Source organism: Pseudomonas sp. GW821-FHT01C01, assembly GCF_059422645.1.
Genome location: NZ_JBWKXF010000060.1, coordinates 18,717 through 35,473, shown reverse-complemented (window position 1 = coordinate 35,473; position 16,757 = coordinate 18,717). Strand labels below are relative to the sequence as shown.

Here is a 16,757-nt window from a genome sequence, read left to right as displayed (position 1 = left end):
GCCATCGTCTGGTCGGCGCGCTACAGCGCCCACGGCCAACTGCGCGACCTGACTCACGGCGACGGCGAACAGCTGGACCAGCCGCTGCGCTTTCAGGGCCAATACTTCGACGCCGAAAGCGGCCTGCACTACAACCGCCATCGCTACTACCACCCGGGTCTCGGACGCTACCTGACGCCGGACCCGGTCAAGCTGGCCGGTGGACTGAACCCGTACCAGTACACCCGCAACCCGACGGGGTGGGTGGATCCGTTGGGGTTGAGTGGGAATTGCCCGGGGGCGAACAGGCCGGGATGTTCGGTGCCGGATGGGGTGGGTGGGGCTAGGGTTGATGAAGGGGGGCCGGCGCTGCCGAAGATGTCGGCGGAGCAGCGGCGAGCGAGAGTTGATGAGTTGGCAGAAGCGAACGCTAAGCGACGGGTTATTGAATTTGAGGATAAGTACCAGATGCATACTGTTGCGAAGCACAGCTCAGAAATATCTGATCAAGCGCTTAGGCAGAGAGCGATTAACGGTGCAGATCCCCATACAGGTGTTGCCCCGAGAGGGGGGAGAGGTAATCTAAGCTCTCAATTCAAAAACTGGCGTATGCATTTAAATGCGCTGAATAAAGCGATGACAAGAGAATCTCTGGGGTTAAGCCCTCACACTGGGAAAGATCATAACAATGACCCAATTGTGAGGATGGAGCTTCCAGGTGCAGGCCGTGGTTATAGGCCAAACAGGAATAATGCAAACAGCCCTAAGTTGAATGAGAATTTGAATTGGTTTGAGGTGAAATTCGATAAGAACGATATAACACGGCCCTATACAGGTTTTCCTACGGAGAAAAAATGATGTTGCGTGATCCGTTTGTAGATGAAAAATTCGAGCCGGATTTGATGTGGTTCATTGGAGTATTCAATGTTTACGATCGTGAAGAAACCCTCGGTGTGGAACTTGAGGTATATAATCCGAACAACAAGTCAGATAGGGCAGAGTTGATCAAAAAATACAGTCTGAATTTAGGCTATTTGTCCTACCGGCATAAGTTTCTGCTTGTCGAGACTTTGGCAGAAAAACTGGGTGACGAAGTCTATGATTTTCAGACTTTATTCGAAGTTGACGAGAGTGAAGCCGGGAGCTGGCCTCGTGGCGAGTGGTATGAGTTAGATGATCCTCGTGAATTTCTTCAAGATGTCTACTCATTGGCTCAAGAGGTTTGGAGAGATGACCTTCTCAAAGCCAGCCTTGAGGACCGCACCACTTGGTGAAGCTTTTAAGCGACAGAATTTTTTGTGTCCTACTAGTCGGGAGTCGTAAACGGCGAAATTTCCGGGCAAGGTCTTCGGAAGTTTCCTTCAAAACGTAGCGGTTTTCATGAACTGGTGCGACGTGAGTTCCGTGGATAGTCTTTGGCTGTCACTGCAAATGCAGTGGCAGGGTGTAGGAACCCTTGGATTCATCGCGTATCAGCAACGTCGTTAGATTGCGGCACATCACTTGTGTCAGTAATTTTGTTAGCGGCGGTTGTGCGCGGGACACGTTTCGACGTGGCTGAGTTTGGTGGATCCTCAGTTTCCTACTCCCGCGTACGGCTGCCACCCAAGCCCGTAGGAAAGGCCATTGGTAGCTTGAATTTATCCACCAAGGTTTCTAAAAAATGAAAACAATTCACCCCGACCCACCCTACGAAAAACCCATCCCCCATCCCGAAAACCGCTTCATGGCGCTCACCAGCAACTGTAATGACATGCCTACGTTGTTCGTCGACACCCACGCCCCTCTCGATGTATTGACCGACGCTGCCGGCTACCGGATTCGTGCCGTCACCCAGGTGCTGGAGAACCTGTCCATGCGCGGCTCGGTGGAGTGTGATTCGTTCATTCTCAGTGACTTTGCCTTGCTCTGCGCCATTCCGTTGCGCGATGGCTGTGATGTGCTGGATGTGGTTGGGCGGCGGTTGCGAGCACGACCATCGCAGTAGTAAAGGGCTTTTGTGGCGAGGGAGCTTGCTCCCGTTCGGCTGCGAAGCAGTCGTAAACCAGCGGTTGCGGTGTGTCAGGAAAGCCCGGGACACAGGTTTTGGGGCTGCTTCGCAGCCCAGCGGGAGCAAGCTCCCTCGCCACAGGGGTTGGGTTGTGGCCACTCGGCCGCCAACCCCTGACTTGCCGGCCGGTAAAAGGTAAACTTCCCGGCCTTCGCAGGAGCAGCCATGAATTATCGTCACGCCTTCCATGCCGGCAATCACGCCGATGTGTTCAAACACCTGACCTTGACCCGCCTCATCGCCCTGATGTCGCGCAAGGAGCAGCCGTTTGCCTATCTCGACACCCACGCCGGCATTGGTCTGTACGACCTGCAAGGTGATCAGGCCAGCCGTACCGGCGAGTACCTGGAAGGCATTGCGCGTTTGTGGGATCAGCCGGATCTGCCGATCCTGACCGCTGATTACATGCAGGTGCTGCACGAGATGAACCCCGATGGCCAGTTGCGCTATTACCCGGGTTCGCCGGAGTTGGCGCGGCGTCTGACCCGTCCACAGGATCGCGTATTGCTCAACGAGAAGCACCCGGAAGACGGCGTGCTGCTCAAGGACAACATGGCCGGTGATCGCCGGGTCAAGGTACATCTGGGTGAGGGCTGGCATGTGTCGCGGGCCTTGCTGCCGGTGCCGGAGAAGCGTGCGGTGATGCTGATTGATCCGCCGTTCGAAAAACTCGACGAGATGCAACGCTGTGCCGCGTCGCTGAAAGAGGCGATTGGCCGGATGCGCCAGACTGTGGCGGCGATCTGGTACCCGGTGAAGGATCAGCGCGCGCTGCGTCGTTTCTATCAGGACCTGGCTGGCACGGGGGCGCCGAAGTTGTTGCGGGTGGAGTTGCTGGTGCATCCGCTGGATACGCCGAACAGCCTCAACGGTTCCGGGCTGGCGATTGCCAATCCGCCGTGGGGGCTGGAGGAAGAGTTGCGTGAGTTGTTGCCGTGGTTGTCCCAGAAGCTGGGGCAGACCCAGGGTGGGTGGCAGATGGATTGGTTGATTGCCGAGAGTTGATCAGTTATTTCATTGGCGTCTGATCTGACGCCTTCGCGGGCAAGCCCGCTCCCACAGGGTCTTGTGTCGATCACAGAACCCGTGGGAGCCTGAAAGCCTTGTGGCGATCTATCGGTCGCCTTCGCTGGCAAGCCAGCTCCTACATCGATCCTGTCGATCAGATCGGGCAGGTCACGCCCGTACCGCCGATCCCGCAGTAGCCTTCCGGATTCTTGGCCAGGTACTGCTGGTGATAAGCCTCGGCGAAGTAGACCGTTGGGGCTTCTTCGATTTCGGTGGTGATGTCGCCTTTGCCAGCCTTGGTCAGTTCGACCTGGAACACTTCTTTGCTGCGTTCAGCGGCGGCCAATTGCGTCGGGTTGGTCGCATAGATCACCGAGCGATATTGGGTGCCGATGTCGTTGCCCTGACGCATGCCCTGGGTCGGGTTGTGCAGTTCCCAGAACATCTTCAGCAATTCTTCGTAACTGACTTTTGCCGGCTCATAGACCACGAGCACCACTTCGCTGTGGCCGGTCAGGCCTGAGCAGACTTCTTCGTACGTAGGGTTTGGCGTGAAGCCGCCGGCGTAACCCACCACGGTGCTGACTACGCCTTCACGCTGCCAGAAGCGACGTTCCGCGCCCCAGAAGCAGCCGAGGCCGAAGATCGCAAAATCGACATCGGTGGCGAACGGACCCAGCAGCGGGGCGTCGTGGACGAAATGTCTTTCCGGCAAGTTCATCGGGGTTTCGCGGCCAGGCAGGGCTTGTTCTTTAGTAGGGAGCACGTTTTTGTTCACCAGAATTTCCGAGCGCAGAACCATGATCAGTCCTCTCAGTCAGGTTGGGTTGTAAATAAACAGACTGCCAGTGTGCCCAAATACTGCCGGTTAAGCACTATCAAGGTGGGGGCGGGCTTGCTCGCGAAGGCGTTGGGACAGTCGACATCAATGCTGCCTGATCTACCGCTTTCGCGAGCAAGCCCGCTCCCACAGGGTCAGGCGATTGGGCCACGCGGGTAGCGTTTGAGCTTTTCGATCAGCTCGGAGCCCGGGATCGGACGGTCGAACAGGTAGCCCTGGCCGACGTCGCAGCGGTGACGGCGCAGGAATGACAACTGCTCGGCAGTCTCGATGCCTTCAGCCACGACCTTGAGTTTCAGGTTGTGGGCCATGGCGATCACCGCGGAGGTGATTTCCATGTCGTCCTGGTTGTCCGGGATTTCGTGGATGAAGCTTCGATCGATCTTAATGATGTCGATGGGGAATTTTTTCAAGTAACTGAGCGACGAGTAACCGGTGCCGAAGTCGTCCATGGCCAGGGTCAGGCCCAGACGCTTGAGCTGGTCGAGTTGCAAGTGGGTGTCTTCGGTGGCTTCCAGCAGCAGGCCTTCGGTCAGCTCCAGCTCCAGCAACTGAGCCGGCAGGGCTTCTTCCTTGAGAATGTTGGCGATGGAGGTCACCAGGTCCGGATCGGAGAACTGTTTGGGTGACAGGTTGATCGCCACCTGCAGGTTGCCCAGGCCGGCGGCGGTCAGCGCTTTGCTCATGCGGCAGGCCTGGCGGGCGATCCATTTGCCGATCGGAATGATCAGCCCGGTTTCTTCGGCGACGCTGATGAACTGGTCCGGGCGGATCATGCCCTTTTCCGGATGGTCCCAGCGCAGCAGTGCTTCCATGCCCAACAGGCGCCCGCTGCGCAGGCACAGCTTGGGCTGGTAGAACACGTCGAGTTCGTTCTGGGTCAGGGCGCGGCGCAGGTTGTTTTCGACGAACAGCTTGTAGCTGGCCTCGGCGTTCAGCGCTTCGGTGAACACCTGCACCTGATGTTTGCCATTGGCCTTGGCCTTGTGCAGTGCCAGCCCGGCGTTGCGCATCAGGGTTTGCGGGTCGCGCCCGTGCAGTGGGGCACAGGCCAGGCCCACGGAGCCGGTGACGCTGATCAACTGGTTGTCGACGAACATCGGTTTGTCGAGGGTCGCCAGCAACTGGTTGGCCACTTGTTGGCCCACCGAGAGGTCGCTGTTGTCCAGCAACACGGCGAATTCGTTACTGGCGAATCGCGCCAGGCTGCCGCTCGGGATCAAGCTATTGCGCAGGCGCCGGGCCAGGCTGATCAGCAGCTTGTCGCCGGTCTGGTGGCCAAGGCTGTCGTTGATCCGCTTGAAGTTGTCGATGTCCACCAGCAACAGGCTGATCGGCGCGTCGCTGTCCCGGGCGAAGCGTTCATCGAGGTTGCGGATGAACGCCGGGCGGTTGCCGAGGTTGGTCAGGTTGTCCGTGTAGGCCAGACGCTCGATACGCTGCTGAGCGAGCTTGGTCTGGGTGATGTCTTCGTAAATGCCGATGTAGTGGGTCAGCTCGCGGTTGTCGCCGTAAACCTTGGAGATCGACAACTGGCCCCAGTAGGGTTCGAGGTTTTTCCGGCGGCTCTTGAATTCGCCCTGCCAACTGTTGCTTTTGGCCAGCGCCGAAGGCGCGTCGAACAGCAGTTCGCTGAGGTTCTCCAGGGCCGGCAGTTCCGACAGGCGCTGACCGTGCACTTCTTCGGTGGAATATTGGGTGATCGCGGTGAAGCTCGGGTTGACGTATTCCACCACACCGTCGCAGTTGACCAGCAAAAAGGCGTTGGCACTTTGTTCGACCGCACGCTGGAACAGGTGCAGGGCGCTGGTGGCGGCGCGCCGGTTGTGGTTGCTGATGACCTGGGCAAACTGGTCCGCGAGTTCTCCGGCGAAGGCGATTTCATCCGACTGCCAGGCGCGGGTCGCACCGGTTTGCTCCAGGCACAACACGCCGACCACCTGGCCATCGACGCGGATGCTGGCATCGAGCATCGCGTTGACGTCGCGCGGGCGCAGGCTTTCAGCCATCTCCCGGGTGCGTGGGTCGCGCATGGCGTTATGGGCGTCGATGGCACGGCCGGTGTGCAAGGCGTCGAGGTAGTCGGGGAAAACACTGACGTCGATCGGCTGCGGCAGCAGGTATTCCTGCTTCGTGCGGTGATAGGCCGAGATCGGCACCAGCATCGAGCCTTCGAGGTGCCACAGGCTGGCGCAGTCGATTTCGTAAATGTCACAGGCGCTGCGCGTGATCAGCTCGGCGGCTTCGCGCAAGGAATCGTTGCTGCTGTAGCGTTGACGGGTGAGCAGCAGGATCAGGTCCTGCTGGGCACGCACCCGGTCCAGATGCAGCAGTTGCTCCTGCTGGGCACGCTGATTGAGTTCCAGGGCGATTTGCAGGCGCGAGTTCTGGGTTTCCAGATCCAGGGCCGGTTGCAGCGGGTCATCCTCGAACAAGCCGTCAATGACCAACAGGTAGCCACGTAACAGATGTCGATTGTGTTGTTTGTAGGCCTCGCCCAGTTCCAGCAGGCTCAGGGAGCCCGAGGCGGTGTGCAGGGTGTAGCGGATCAGGTAATGCGTGCTTTCAGTCAGCTGTTGCTGGACCGCGTCGTGCAGTTGATAGCGCGCTTCCGGCTCCATCAGGCTCGCATAGGGTGAGCCCACCAGCGCACACAGCTCAACGGCTGGCAGACCGAACTGGCGTTCGCAATTGGGATCGAGAAACAGCAGCGCCCAGCTGGGTTCATTAAGCCGTTCGAAACGCAGCATGCCGAGCCGCGAGGGCACAGGCAACTGCGTCACTACCTCGGCCACCATACGGCTGGCGGCATCGGGTTGGCTTTTCATTGAGGGAAACTCGCTTCGAATTTGCTGAACGCGCCGGGCTCTCGCCCTCTTTACTGTTGCCTGCGGCAAGGTTGCATCATTGCGACACCGACTGACAAGAGAGATGAAGGCCAAGTGCTATAAGAATATGTCGGCAGGCGAAGGGATTTCTTCAGTCAGAGGCTAAAAGTAATGCTATTCGCCGAAAAGATCGCAGTTTTGCAAGTATTGCCAACGACTGCGATCTTCTCCGGGTCAGCGCAAACGGATGCCGATGGACTGAAGCAGCTTGCCCTCCCGATCGTGATAACTCACCTGAATCTGCCCGGCCTCGACGATCAGGTGGGCAAAGTTATCCTGGCTGATCACCTTGCTGGTCAGCTCATGACGATAGTCGCCGGCAGCGGTTCGGGCCAGGGGTTGATCGAGGATAAACGTGGATGATCTGGCATAGGGCAGCAGTTTGCTGTTGCACAGCGGTGACGACACGATGGTGTGAACTTCGAAGTCCGGATCCTCGCTATGGCTCAGGCGGCTGGTCAGGGAACCGTGGACGTCGCCGGACACGAAAATGACATTCTTCAACCGGTGTGTACGAATAATCTCCAGCAGGCGCAGGCGTTGCTCCGCAAAGGCTTTCCAGGCGTCATTGTCGTTGTTTTTTCGGTCGGGATAGAACATCACGCTGGTGACCACGAACTTGACCCGGGCCGGGCTGTTGATCAGCCATTCGCATAATGCCTGTTCCTGTTTTTCATCCAGGATGCGTCGATTGTCGGCGGACAAGTTGCGGCGGGTTCGGCTGTCGGTAACAAACCATTCGATATCGCCTTCGGTAAATTGATACCAATACTTATCCAGACGATTGTTTATTTGCCCGTGGGCAGTAAGTTCGTGAGCCGGGCTGTGGCTGGCCTGATATATCTCGTAGGCATTTATTGCGTTTGCATATAAGAAATCATCGGACTTGTTCCTGTTGGCTGGCCAGTTGTCCTCTATCTCGTGATCATCAAGGATCATGTAAGTTGGCAGTCCGGACATTAACTCGGCGATATTGGGTTGGGAAAACGCTACGCGATACTTGTGCAGGATTTCCTTGTGTTCGCGATCCGGTGCAAAGACATTCAAGTCATCGACGTAAACCTGGTCACCTGTCATCAACAGGGCGCTGACGGGCGGGTTGGATTGCGCCACCCGATGCGAAATCGAAGCGAAGATCCTGTCGCCCCAGTGAGGGGCGGACGCAATGCCGGCAGTCATGCGCAGGTATCGGCAAGAGCCGACAATATAGGCTCGTGGCAGACCGGCCTGGCTGGAAGGGGTGCGCAGACGATAAATCTGTCGCGGCCATTGCAGCGGCAGTTCCTGTACGGTCTCGACGGTGTGCGCCGGGCTCATCGGGCTGAACCAGCCTGCTTGATATTCATAGTCGCTATCGGCGGCCAGGCCGCTTAGTGCAATGACTGCGGACATGTCATGCGCAGGCTCGAGTTTGACAAAAACGCCTTCGGACCAGTGTTTGTCATTGCGTTGTCGATAACGTATGCCGGCAAATGCCAACGCATTTTTTTGTAATTCGCCGCGCAAGAAAATACGCGCATGGTTAGTTGTGGTGTGGCCAATAATCGGGCCGACAGTTGGTTTTAACATGTTCGAGTCCATTCGGCGGTTATCGAATAAATGAGAGGGTTGTATCGGTTGTAATAAATAACCGTATAACCAAGCTTAATTATTAGGCCCGAAAAAAAGACAGGTTGAAATGGATGCGAGTTGTGGGCGATATCAGCCACAAATGTAGGAAGACGCTTTATTCAGTTAAAAACTTCAGGCAAAAAAAGCCCCGCCAAATTGGCGGGGTTGAGGTACGAGCGTGGCGCTCGGAAACGTGGAACGCGACAGGCCCTCCGGTGAAGGAGGGCCGGCCGGTGTTACAGGAGCATGGTGCGGATGTCGCCCAGCAGGTCGCTCAGACGCTTGGTGAAGCGTGCAGCAGCGGCGCCGTTGATCACGCGGTGGTCGTAGGACAGCGACAGTGGCAGCATCAGTTTCGGCTGGAAGGCTTTGCCGTCCCAGACTGGCTGGATGGTTGCCTTGGAAACACCGAGGATCGCCACTTCCGGCGCGTTGACGATCGGCGTGAAGCCGGTGCCGCCAATGTGGCCGAGGCTGGAAATGGTGAAGCAGGCACCCTGCATCTCGTCCGACGAGAGCTTCTTGGTCCGGGCTTTTTCAGCCAGGGAAGCCGCTTCGGCCGCCAGTTGCAGCAGGCTCTTCTGGTCGACGTTCTTGATGACCGGTACCAGCAGGCCATCCGGGGTGTCGACGGCGAAGCCGATGTTCACGTATTTCTTGCGGATAATCGCTTTGCCGCTTGGCGCCAGCGAGCTGTTGAAGTCCGGCAGTTCCTTGAGCAGGTGCGCGCAGGACTTGAGCAGCAACGGCAGGACGGTCAGCTTGACGCCGGCCTTCTCTGCAACGGCTTTCTGGGCAACGCGGAACGCTTCGAGCTCGGTGATATCCGCCGAGTCGAATTGCGTCACGTGCGGCACGTTCAGCCAGCTGCGGTGCAGGTTGGCAGCGCCGACCTGCATCAGGCGGGTCATCGGCACTTCTTCGATTTCACCGAAGCGGCTGAAGTCCACGACCGGAATCGGCGGGATGCCCGCGCCACCGGTTGCGCCGGCAGCGGCGGCCGGTGCTTCCTTGGCCTTTTGCATCATGGCTTTGACGTAAACCTGCACGTCTTCTTTCAGGATGCGACCGTGCGGACCGCTGGCACCCACGGCGCTCAACTCGACGCCGAATTCGCGGGCCAGTTGACGCACGGCAGGGCCGGCGTGAACCTTGGCGCCAGGTTTGGTTGGCGCGGCGACCGGGGCAGCAGGTGCGGCTGCAGCAGGGGCAGCAGCGGCTGGAGCCGGAGCAGCAGCGCTCGGGGCGGCAGCGGCAGGCGCCGGAGCAGCAGCCGGTGCAGCGCCTTTGACTTTCAGCTTGAGGATCAGGTCGCCGGTACCGACTTCGTCATCGAGCTTGATGGAAACGCTTTCCACCACGCCAGCGGCTGGCGATGGAATTTCCATGCTCGCCTTGTCGGATTCCAGGGTGATCAGCGACTGGTCGGCGACAACGGTGTCGCCGGCCTTGACCAGGACTTCGATGATCTTGGCCTTGCCCGCCGAACCGATGTCCGGAACGTGGATATCCTGAACGCTGTCGGCCACTGGAGCAGCCGGGGCTGCCGCAGGTGCAGGTGCAGCAGCAGGTGCCGGAGCGGCTGCCTGGGCCGGAGCAGCAGCCGGTGCAGCAGCACCCACCACTTCCAGGTCCAGGATCAGGTCGCCGGTGCCGACTTCGTCGTTGAGCTTGACGCTGATGGCCTTGACCACGCCAGCGGCTGGCGAAGGGATTTCCATGCTGGCCTTGTCGGATTCCAGGGTGATCAGCGATTGATCAGCCGCGACGGTGTCGCCGACCTTGACCTGGATCTCGATGATCTGGGCCTTGCCCGACGAACCGATGTCCGGCACGTGCACTTGCTGAACGCTGGCGGCAGCCGGCGCAGCAGCAGGAGCGGCGGCAGGAGCAGCAGCCGGTTTGGCTTCAGCCTTGGCCGCCGGCGCAGCGGCAGCCGCAGGGGCTGCAGCAGCGGCACCTTCGACTTCCAGCTCCAGCAGTTCGTCGCCCTCTTTCAGGCGATCGCCCAGTTTCACTTTCAGGCTCTTGATGATACCGGCCTTCGGCGCAGGCACTTCCATGCTCGCCTTGTCCGATTCCAGCGTCAGGATGCTCTGGTCGGCTTCGATACGGTCGCCGACCTTCACAAACAGTTCAATTACTTCACCTTCACCGCTGCCGATGTCAGGTACGCGAATGAGTTCGCTCACAGAATCTCTCCTCAGCAGTCCAGTGGGTTGCGTTTTTCCGGGTTGATACCGAACTTGGCGATGGCCTCGGCCACCACTTTAGGTTCGATGTCACCACGGTCAGCCAGTGCTTCCAGGGCTGCCAACACCACGAAATGACGGTCGACTTCGAAGAAATGACGCAGTTTCTTGCGGCTGTCGCTGCGGCCGAAACCGTCGGTGCCCAGGACTTTGAATTCCTTGGACGGTACCCACTGACGGATCTGCTCGGCGAACAGTTTCATGTAGTCGGTCGAGGCGATGACCGGACCTTTACGGCCGTTCAGGCACTCTTCGACGTAGCTCAGCTTAGGCTTCTGGCCAGGGTGCAGACGGTTGGTGCGCTCAACGGCCAGGCCGTCGCGACGCAGTTCGTTGAAGCTGGTAACGCTCCACACGTCGGCGCCGACGTTGAACTCTTCACGCAGGATCTTCGCCGCTTCACGGACTTCACGCAGGATGGTGCCGGAGCCCATCAGCTGAACGTGGTGCGCCGCTTCGCGGGTGTCTTCTTCGAGCAGGTACATGCCTTTCTTGATGCCTTCTTCGGCACCGGCCGGCATGGCTGGCTGCTGGTAGGACTCGTTCATTACGGTGATGTAGTAGAAGACGTCCTGTTGCTCTTCGGTCATCTTCTTCATGCCGTCCTGAATGATCACCGCCAGCTCGTAGCCGTAGGTTGGATCGTAGGTGCGGCAGTTCGGGATGGTGGCAGCCAGCAGGTGGCTGTGACCGTCTTCGTGTTGCAGGCCTTCACCGTTCAGGGTGGTACGGCCGGCGGTGCCGCCGATCAGGAAACCACGGGTGCGGCTGTCGCCAGCGGCCCAGGCCAGGTCACCAATACGCTGGAAGCCGAACATCGAGTAGAAGATGTAGAACGGCAGCATTGGCTGGTTGTGGCTGGAGTACGAAGTGCCGGCAGCGATGAAGGAGCTCATGGCGCCCGCTTCGTTGATGCCTTCTTCGAGGATCTGGCCTTTCTGGTCTTCCTTGTAGAACATCACCTGGTCTTTATCGACTGGCTCGTAGAGCTGGCCGACGGACGAGTAGATGCCCAACTGACGGAACATGCCTTCCATACCAAAGGTACGGGCTTCGTCCGGGATAATCGGTACGATGCGCGGGCCGATTTCCTTGTCCTTGACCAGTTGCGCGAGGATCCGCACGAAGGCCATGGTGGTGGAGATTTCGCGGTCGCCCGAACCGTCCAGGATCGCCTTGAGGGTGTCCAGTGGCGGGGTCGGGATGTTGAAGCTCTTGGCGCGACGCTGAGGTACGAAGCCGCCCAGTGCGGTACGGCGCTCGCTCAGGTAACGGGCTTCGGCGCTGCCTTCTTCCGGTTTGAAGAATGGCAGGTTTTCCAGCTCGTCGTCCTTGACCGGGATGTCGAAGCGATCACGGAACAACTTCAGGCTGTCGACATCGACTTTCTTGGTGTTGTGCGCAGTGTTTTTCGCTTCGCCGGCACCGGTGCCATAACCCTTGATGGTCTTGGCCAGGATGACGGTCGGTTGTTCTTTATGGTTGACCGCTTCGTGGTACGCCGCGTAGACCTTGTACGGGTCGTGGCCGCCACGGTTGAGTTTCCAGATCTCGTCGTCGGACAGGTCTTCAACCATCGCCTTGAGTTCCGGCGTGTTGAAGAAGTGTTCACGGACGAACGCGCCGTCTTTGGCTTTGTAGTTCTGGTACTCGCCGTCGATGACTTCGTCCATGCGGCGTTGCAGGATGCCGTCGACGTCCTTGGCCAGCAGTGGGTCCCAGAAACGGCCCCAGATGACTTTGGTCACGTTCCACTGAGCACCGCGGAACACGCCTTCGAGTTCCTGGATGATCTTGCCGTTGCCGCGAACCGGGCCGTCAAGGCGCTGCAGGTTGCAGTTGATGACGAAGATCAGGTTGTCCAGCTTCTCGCGGCCGGCCAGGGAGATCGCGCCCAGGGATTCCGGCTCGTCGCACTCGCCGTCGCCCAGGAAGCACCAGACTTTCTGCTTGCCTGGCTGGATGAAGCCGCGGTGTTCCAGGTACTTCATGAAGCGAGCCTGGTAGATCGCCTGGATCGGACCCAGACCCATGGATACGGTCGGGAACTGCCAGAAGTCAGGCATCAGCCAAGGGTGCGGATAGGACGACAGGCCCTGACCGTCGACTTCCTGGCGGAAGTTGTTCATCTGGTCTTCGGTGATGCGGCCTTCCATGAATGCACGGGCGTAAACGCCTGGCGAGGTGTGGCCCTGGAAGTAGATCAGGTCGCCGCCGTGTTCGTTGCTCGGGGCCTGGAAGAAGTAGTTGAAGCCGATGTCATACAGGGTCGCACTGGAAGCGAAGCTGGAGATGTGACCGCCGAGGTCGGAATCCTTCAGGTTGGTACGCATTACCATGGCCATCGCGTTCCAGCGTACCAGCGAGCGAATGCGGCGTTCCATGAACAGGTCGCCAGGCATGCGTGCTTCGTGGGTAACGGGGATCGTGTTGCGGTAAGGCGTGGTGATGGCGTAAGGCAACTGCGAACCGCTGCGGGTCGCGAGTTCACCCATACGGGTCATCAGATAGTGAGCACGGTCTTCGCCTTCTTTGTCGAGAACCGATTCCAGGGCGTCCAGCCATTCCTGGGTTTCGACGGGATCGAGGTCTTGCATGGCTTGCTCCAGGGCGGAAAGGCTACCAGAATCGGTTGCCTGAGTTAGCGACTGGCCTTGTGGGCAGACGTTATGAATTCTTGGATTGCCGACAGGTTGTTCCGGCGGCGTGTAGTTTTACTACAAATCTTCCGGCATTTCAGCCCGTCTAATGTATATACGAGTAGTAAAACTACAGATGAGCGGCTTGTGGCCACCGGCTGCGTTGTGAGAATAATCGTTAAGGTTGGTCTTTTTCCAACTACTAAAGGTAAAAGCTTGATGCTGGCTGCCAAAATAAAAGAAATTTCAGCTATTTCTAACTTTTGTTCGACAGTCCCTCAGGTAGTGGGTTTTCGAAAACCACTACATGCAGCCCGTTGTACGCCGATCAAGGATAGACCATGAGCCTCCCTTCGCTTGCCGAACTGCCCGCCATTCTCCTGCCGTTTGTCACCCGCGCCGAGCAGTCGTTCCGGGCTGCCGTCGCCGCCCTGGACGACGACCACGGGTTGTCTGCCTGGACGCCTGAGCGCTGGGCGCAATTTGCCCGCATCACCGCCGCCAGCGATTTCGTGATTGAACAGTGTGTTCGTGACCCTTTGATGTTGCTGGAACTGGTGCAGTCCGGTGAACTGGACCGCAGCTTCGCTCCCGGTGAGTTGTGCGCGCAGATCGCGGCCGCCGTGAATGCAGCCGAGACCGACGATCAACTAGGCCGTGCCTTGCGCCGCCAGCGTGCACGCCATCAGGTGCGGATCATCTGGCGCGACCTGACCCGCCAGGCCGATTTGATCCAGACCTGCCGCGACCTCTCGGACATGGCCGATGCCAGCATCGATCAGGCCTATCAATGGTTGTACGTGCGGCATTGCCAGCAGTTCGGCGTGCCGACCGGGCGGCGCAGTGGCGAGCCGCAGCAGATGGTCATCCTCGGCATGGGCAAGCTCGGCGCGGTGGAGCTGAACCTGTCCTCGGACATCGACCTGATTTTCGCCTATCCCGAGGGCGGTGAAACCGTCGGCGTAAAGCGTCCATTGGATAACCAGGAGTTCTTCATTCGTCTCGGTCAGCGGCTGATCAAGGCCCTGGACCCGATGACCGTCGATGGCTTTGTGTTCCGCGTCGACATGCGTTTGCGTCCCTACGGTTCGGCGGGTGCGCTGGTGCTGAGCTTCAATGCGCTGGAGCAGTATTACCAGGATCAGGGGCGCGACTGGGAGCGCTACGCGATGATCAAGTCGCGGGTGGTGGCCGGCGATCAAGTGGCCGGCGCGCAACTGCAAGAAATGTTGCGGCCATTCGTTTACCGGCGTTACCTGGACTTCTCGGCCATCGAAGCGCTGCGCACCATGAAGCAGTTGATCCAGCAGGAAGTGCGGCGCAAGGGCATGGCCGACAACATCAAGCTCGGTTCCGGCGGTATTCGTGAAGTCGAGTTCATCGCCCAGGCGTTCCAGCTGATCCACGGCGGCCGCGATTTGAGCTTGCAACAGCGCCCACTATTAAAGGTGCTGAGTACGCTGGAAGGACAAGGTTACCTGCCGCCGGCGGTGATCAGCGAGCTGCGTGAAGGCTACGAATTCCTGCGTTACACCGAACACGCGATTCAGGCGATTGCCGACCGTCAGACGCAAATGTTGCCCAATGGCGAACAGGATCAGGCGCGTATTGCCTTTATGCTGGGGTTCGCCAACTGGACCGCCTTCCACGAACAATTGATGTATTGGCGCGGCCGCGTGGCCTGGCACTTCGGGCAGGTGATCGCCGATCCCGACGAAGAGCAGGGCGCGGAAAGCGAAGTGGTGGTCGGCGGCGAGTGGTTGCCGCTGTGGGAAGAGGCTCAGGACGATGAGGCCGCTTGTCGCCAACTGGAAGAGGGCGGTTTCAAAGATGCCCCAAAAGCCCTGAAAACCCTGGCCAGCCTGCGCAGCAGCCCACAGTTGCGGGCGATGCAACGACTGGGGCGTGAACGCCTCGATGCCTTTATTCCGCGTTTGCTGGCACAGGCCGTGGAACATGACAATCCGGACCTGGTGCTGGAGCGGGTGTTGCCGCTGGTTGAAGCCGTGGCCCGTCGTTCCGCGTACCTGGTGCTGCTGACCGAGAACCCCGGTGCGTTGCGGCGTTTGCTGACGCTGTGCGCGGCGAGCCCGTGGATCGCCGAGCAAATCACCCGTTTCCCGCTGTTGCTCGACGAATTGCTCAACGAAGGCCGCTTGTTCAAGCCGCCTCTGGCGCCGGAGCTGGCGGCCGAGTTGCGCGAGCGCCTGACGCGGATTCCCGAGGACGACCTCGAACAGCAAATGGAAGCCCTGCGTCACTTCAAACTGGCGCACCGCTTGCGGGTGGCCGCATCGGAAATCGCCGGCAGCCTGCCGCTGATGAAAGTCAGCGACTACCTGACCTGGCTCGCCGAAGCGATCCTGGAGCAAGTGTTGGCACTGGCCTGGCGCCAGACCGTGGCCAAGTACGGCACGCCCCTGCGTACCGATGGCACCTTGTGCGATCCCGGCTTCATCATTGTCGGTTATGGGAAAGTCGGTGGCCTGGAACTCGGGCATGGTTCGGACCTGGACCTGGTGTTCATCCACGACGGCGATCCGCAGGCTGAAACCGATGGACCGAAACCCATCGATGGCGCGCAGTTTTTCACCCGATTGGGGCAGCGGATCATTCACTTGCTGACGGCGCAGACCAACTCCGGTCAGTTGTACGAAGTGGACATGCGCCTGCGACCGTCCGGTGCATCGGGGTTGCTGGTGAGTTCCCTGGGGGCGTTTGCCCGTTATCAGGAGAACGAAGCCTGGACCTGGGAACATCAGGCGCTGGTGCGGGCGCGAGTGCTGGTGGGCAGTCAGGATGTCGGCCAGGCATTCGAGAAAGTCCGCGCCACGATATTGGGCAAGACACGTGATTTACCGACCCTGCGCCAGGAAGTCAGCGAGATGCGCGCGAAGATGCGCGATAACCTCGGCAGTAAGAGTACGGCGGCCGGCACCGGGGCAAATGCCTTCGAAGCCACGGCGCCGTTCGATATCAAGCAGGACGCCGGAGGTATCGTCGATATTGAATTTATGGTGCAATACGCGGCCCTGGCGTGGTCCGAAACACACCCGCCATTGCTGCGCTGGACGGACAACATCCGTATTCTGGAAGAGCTGGAGCATGAAGGGCTGATGCCCGTCGAAGATGCCAGCCTGTTGCGTGAAGCGTATAAAGCGTACCGTTCCGCCGCCCACCGGCAGGCCTTGCAGAAGGACCCCGGGATTATTCCGGGCGACCAGTTCACGGACGAACGGCGGCAGGTCATGCGGATCTGGCGTGAGCTGGGGCTAAACTGAAGCGCGCCAGTCGGAGCGACAAGATTCAAAGATGGGAGCGGGCTTGCTCGCGAAGGCGCAGTGTCAGTCGATAGAGATATTGGATGTGATGACCCCTTCGCGAGCAAGCCCGCTCCCACAGTAGATCTGCAGTGTTGTGCGGATCGAGGTACACCAATACCCAATGTGGGAGCGAGCCTGCTCGCGATAGCGGAGTGACAGTCGACAG

10 protein-coding genes are annotated in these 16,757 nt (G+C 59.1%); 5 read left to right on the top strand and 5 right to left on the bottom strand.

What is annotated here, in order from left to right; genetic code table 11:
- The 4 genes from AC07XF_RS25375 to AC07XF_RS25360 form a co-directional block, all read left to right on the top strand.
- The coding region (locus tag AC07XF_RS25375; RefSeq protein WP_495028682.1) for an RHS repeat-associated core domain-containing protein at positions 1 to 837 on the top strand (837 nt) is incomplete at its 5' end.
- Positions 834 to 1,253: a hypothetical protein gene (locus tag AC07XF_RS25370; protein WP_495028681.1), complete on the top strand. Its 420-nt coding sequence runs from the start codon at positions 834 to 836 to the stop codon at positions 1,251 to 1,253. The genes AC07XF_RS25375 and AC07XF_RS25370, both read left to right, overlap by 4 nt.
- A gap of 389 nt (positions 1,254 to 1,642) precedes the next feature.
- The gene (locus AC07XF_RS25365) at positions 1,643 to 1,966 is read left to right on the top strand and encodes a hypothetical protein (protein WP_495028680.1); all 324 of its coding nucleotides are present in this window, start codon (positions 1,643 to 1,645) and stop codon (positions 1,964 to 1,966) included.
- Between the two features lie 228 nt (positions 1,967 to 2,194).
- A complete protein-coding gene (locus AC07XF_RS25360; protein ID WP_007982379.1) occupies positions 2,195 to 3,034 on the top strand; it encodes a 23S rRNA (adenine(2030)-N(6))-methyltransferase RlmJ in 840 nt (279 codons plus the stop codon).
- Positions 3,035 to 3,191: 157 nt separating this feature from the next.
- Here AC07XF_RS25360 and msrA read toward each other — a convergent pair whose 3' ends face one another.
- The 5 genes from msrA to aceE form a co-directional block, all read right to left on the bottom strand.
- On the bottom strand, positions 3,192 to 3,839 hold the full coding sequence (msrA, locus tag AC07XF_RS25355; RefSeq protein ID WP_495028679.1) for a peptide-methionine (S)-S-oxide reductase MsrA: 648 nt from the start codon (positions 3,837 to 3,839) through the stop codon (positions 3,192 to 3,194).
- 173 nt (positions 3,840 to 4,012) lie between these two features.
- Positions 4,013 to 6,706, bottom strand: coding sequence for a sensor domain-containing phosphodiesterase (locus AC07XF_RS25350; RefSeq protein ID WP_495028678.1), 2,694 nt, complete (start codon positions 6,704 to 6,706; stop codon positions 4,013 to 4,015).
- 234 nt (positions 6,707 to 6,940) lie between these two features.
- The gene (locus AC07XF_RS25345) at positions 6,941 to 8,335 is read right to left on the bottom strand and encodes an alkaline phosphatase D family protein (protein ID WP_495028683.1); all 1,395 of its coding nucleotides are present in this window, start codon (positions 8,333 to 8,335) and stop codon (positions 6,941 to 6,943) included.
- A gap of 278 nt (positions 8,336 to 8,613) precedes the next feature.
- Entirely contained in the window at positions 8,614 to 10,569 is a 1,956-nt protein-coding gene (gene aceF, locus AC07XF_RS25340; protein WP_495028677.1) for a dihydrolipoyllysine-residue acetyltransferase, read from the bottom strand.
- Between the two features lie 11 nt (positions 10,570 to 10,580).
- Positions 10,581 to 13,226 carry a pyruvate dehydrogenase (acetyl-transferring), homodimeric type gene (gene aceE / locus AC07XF_RS25335; RefSeq protein ID WP_007982389.1) on the bottom strand — a complete coding sequence of 882 codons (2,646 nt, stop codon included), beginning with the start codon at positions 13,224 to 13,226 and terminating at the stop codon, positions 10,581 to 10,583.
- 383 nt (positions 13,227 to 13,609) lie between these two features.
- On the opposite strand from aceE, the gene glnE reads away from it, so the two are divergent.
- Entirely contained in the window at positions 13,610 to 16,549 is a 2,940-nt protein-coding gene (gene glnE, locus AC07XF_RS25330; RefSeq protein ID WP_495028676.1) for a bifunctional [glutamate--ammonia ligase]-adenylyl-L-tyrosine phosphorylase/[glutamate--ammonia-ligase] adenylyltransferase, read from the top strand.
- Positions 16,550 to 16,757 lie beyond the last annotated feature (208 nt).

What these genes read in the sequence shown, in the direction of transcription:
- AC07XF_RS25370 (WP_495028681.1), top strand. Translation starts at nt 834, where the DNA reads ATGATGTTGCGTGATCCGTTTGTAGATGAAAAATTCGAGCCGGATTTG.
- AC07XF_RS25365 (WP_495028680.1), top strand. Translation starts at nt 1,643, where the DNA reads ATGAAAACAATTCACCCCGACCCACCCTACGAAAAACCCATCCCCCAT.
- AC07XF_RS25360 (WP_007982379.1), top strand. Translation starts at nt 2,195, where the DNA reads ATGAATTATCGTCACGCCTTCCATGCCGGCAATCACGCCGATGTGTTC.
- msrA (WP_495028679.1), bottom strand. Translation starts at nt 3,839, where the DNA reads ATGGTTCTGCGCTCGGAAATTCTGGTGAACAAAAACGTGCTCCCTACT.
- AC07XF_RS25350 (WP_495028678.1), bottom strand. Translation starts at nt 6,706, where the DNA reads ATGAAAAGCCAACCCGATGCCGCCAGCCGTATGGTGGCCGAGGTAGTG.
- AC07XF_RS25345 (WP_495028683.1), bottom strand. Translation starts at nt 8,335, where the DNA reads ATGTTAAAACCAACTGTCGGCCCGATTATTGGCCACACCACAACTAAC.
- aceE (WP_007982389.1), bottom strand. Translation starts at nt 13,226, where the DNA reads ATGCAAGACCTCGATCCCGTCGAAACCCAGGAATGGCTGGACGCCCTG.
- glnE (WP_495028676.1), top strand. Translation starts at nt 13,610, where the DNA reads ATGAGCCTCCCTTCGCTTGCCGAACTGCCCGCCATTCTCCTGCCGTTT.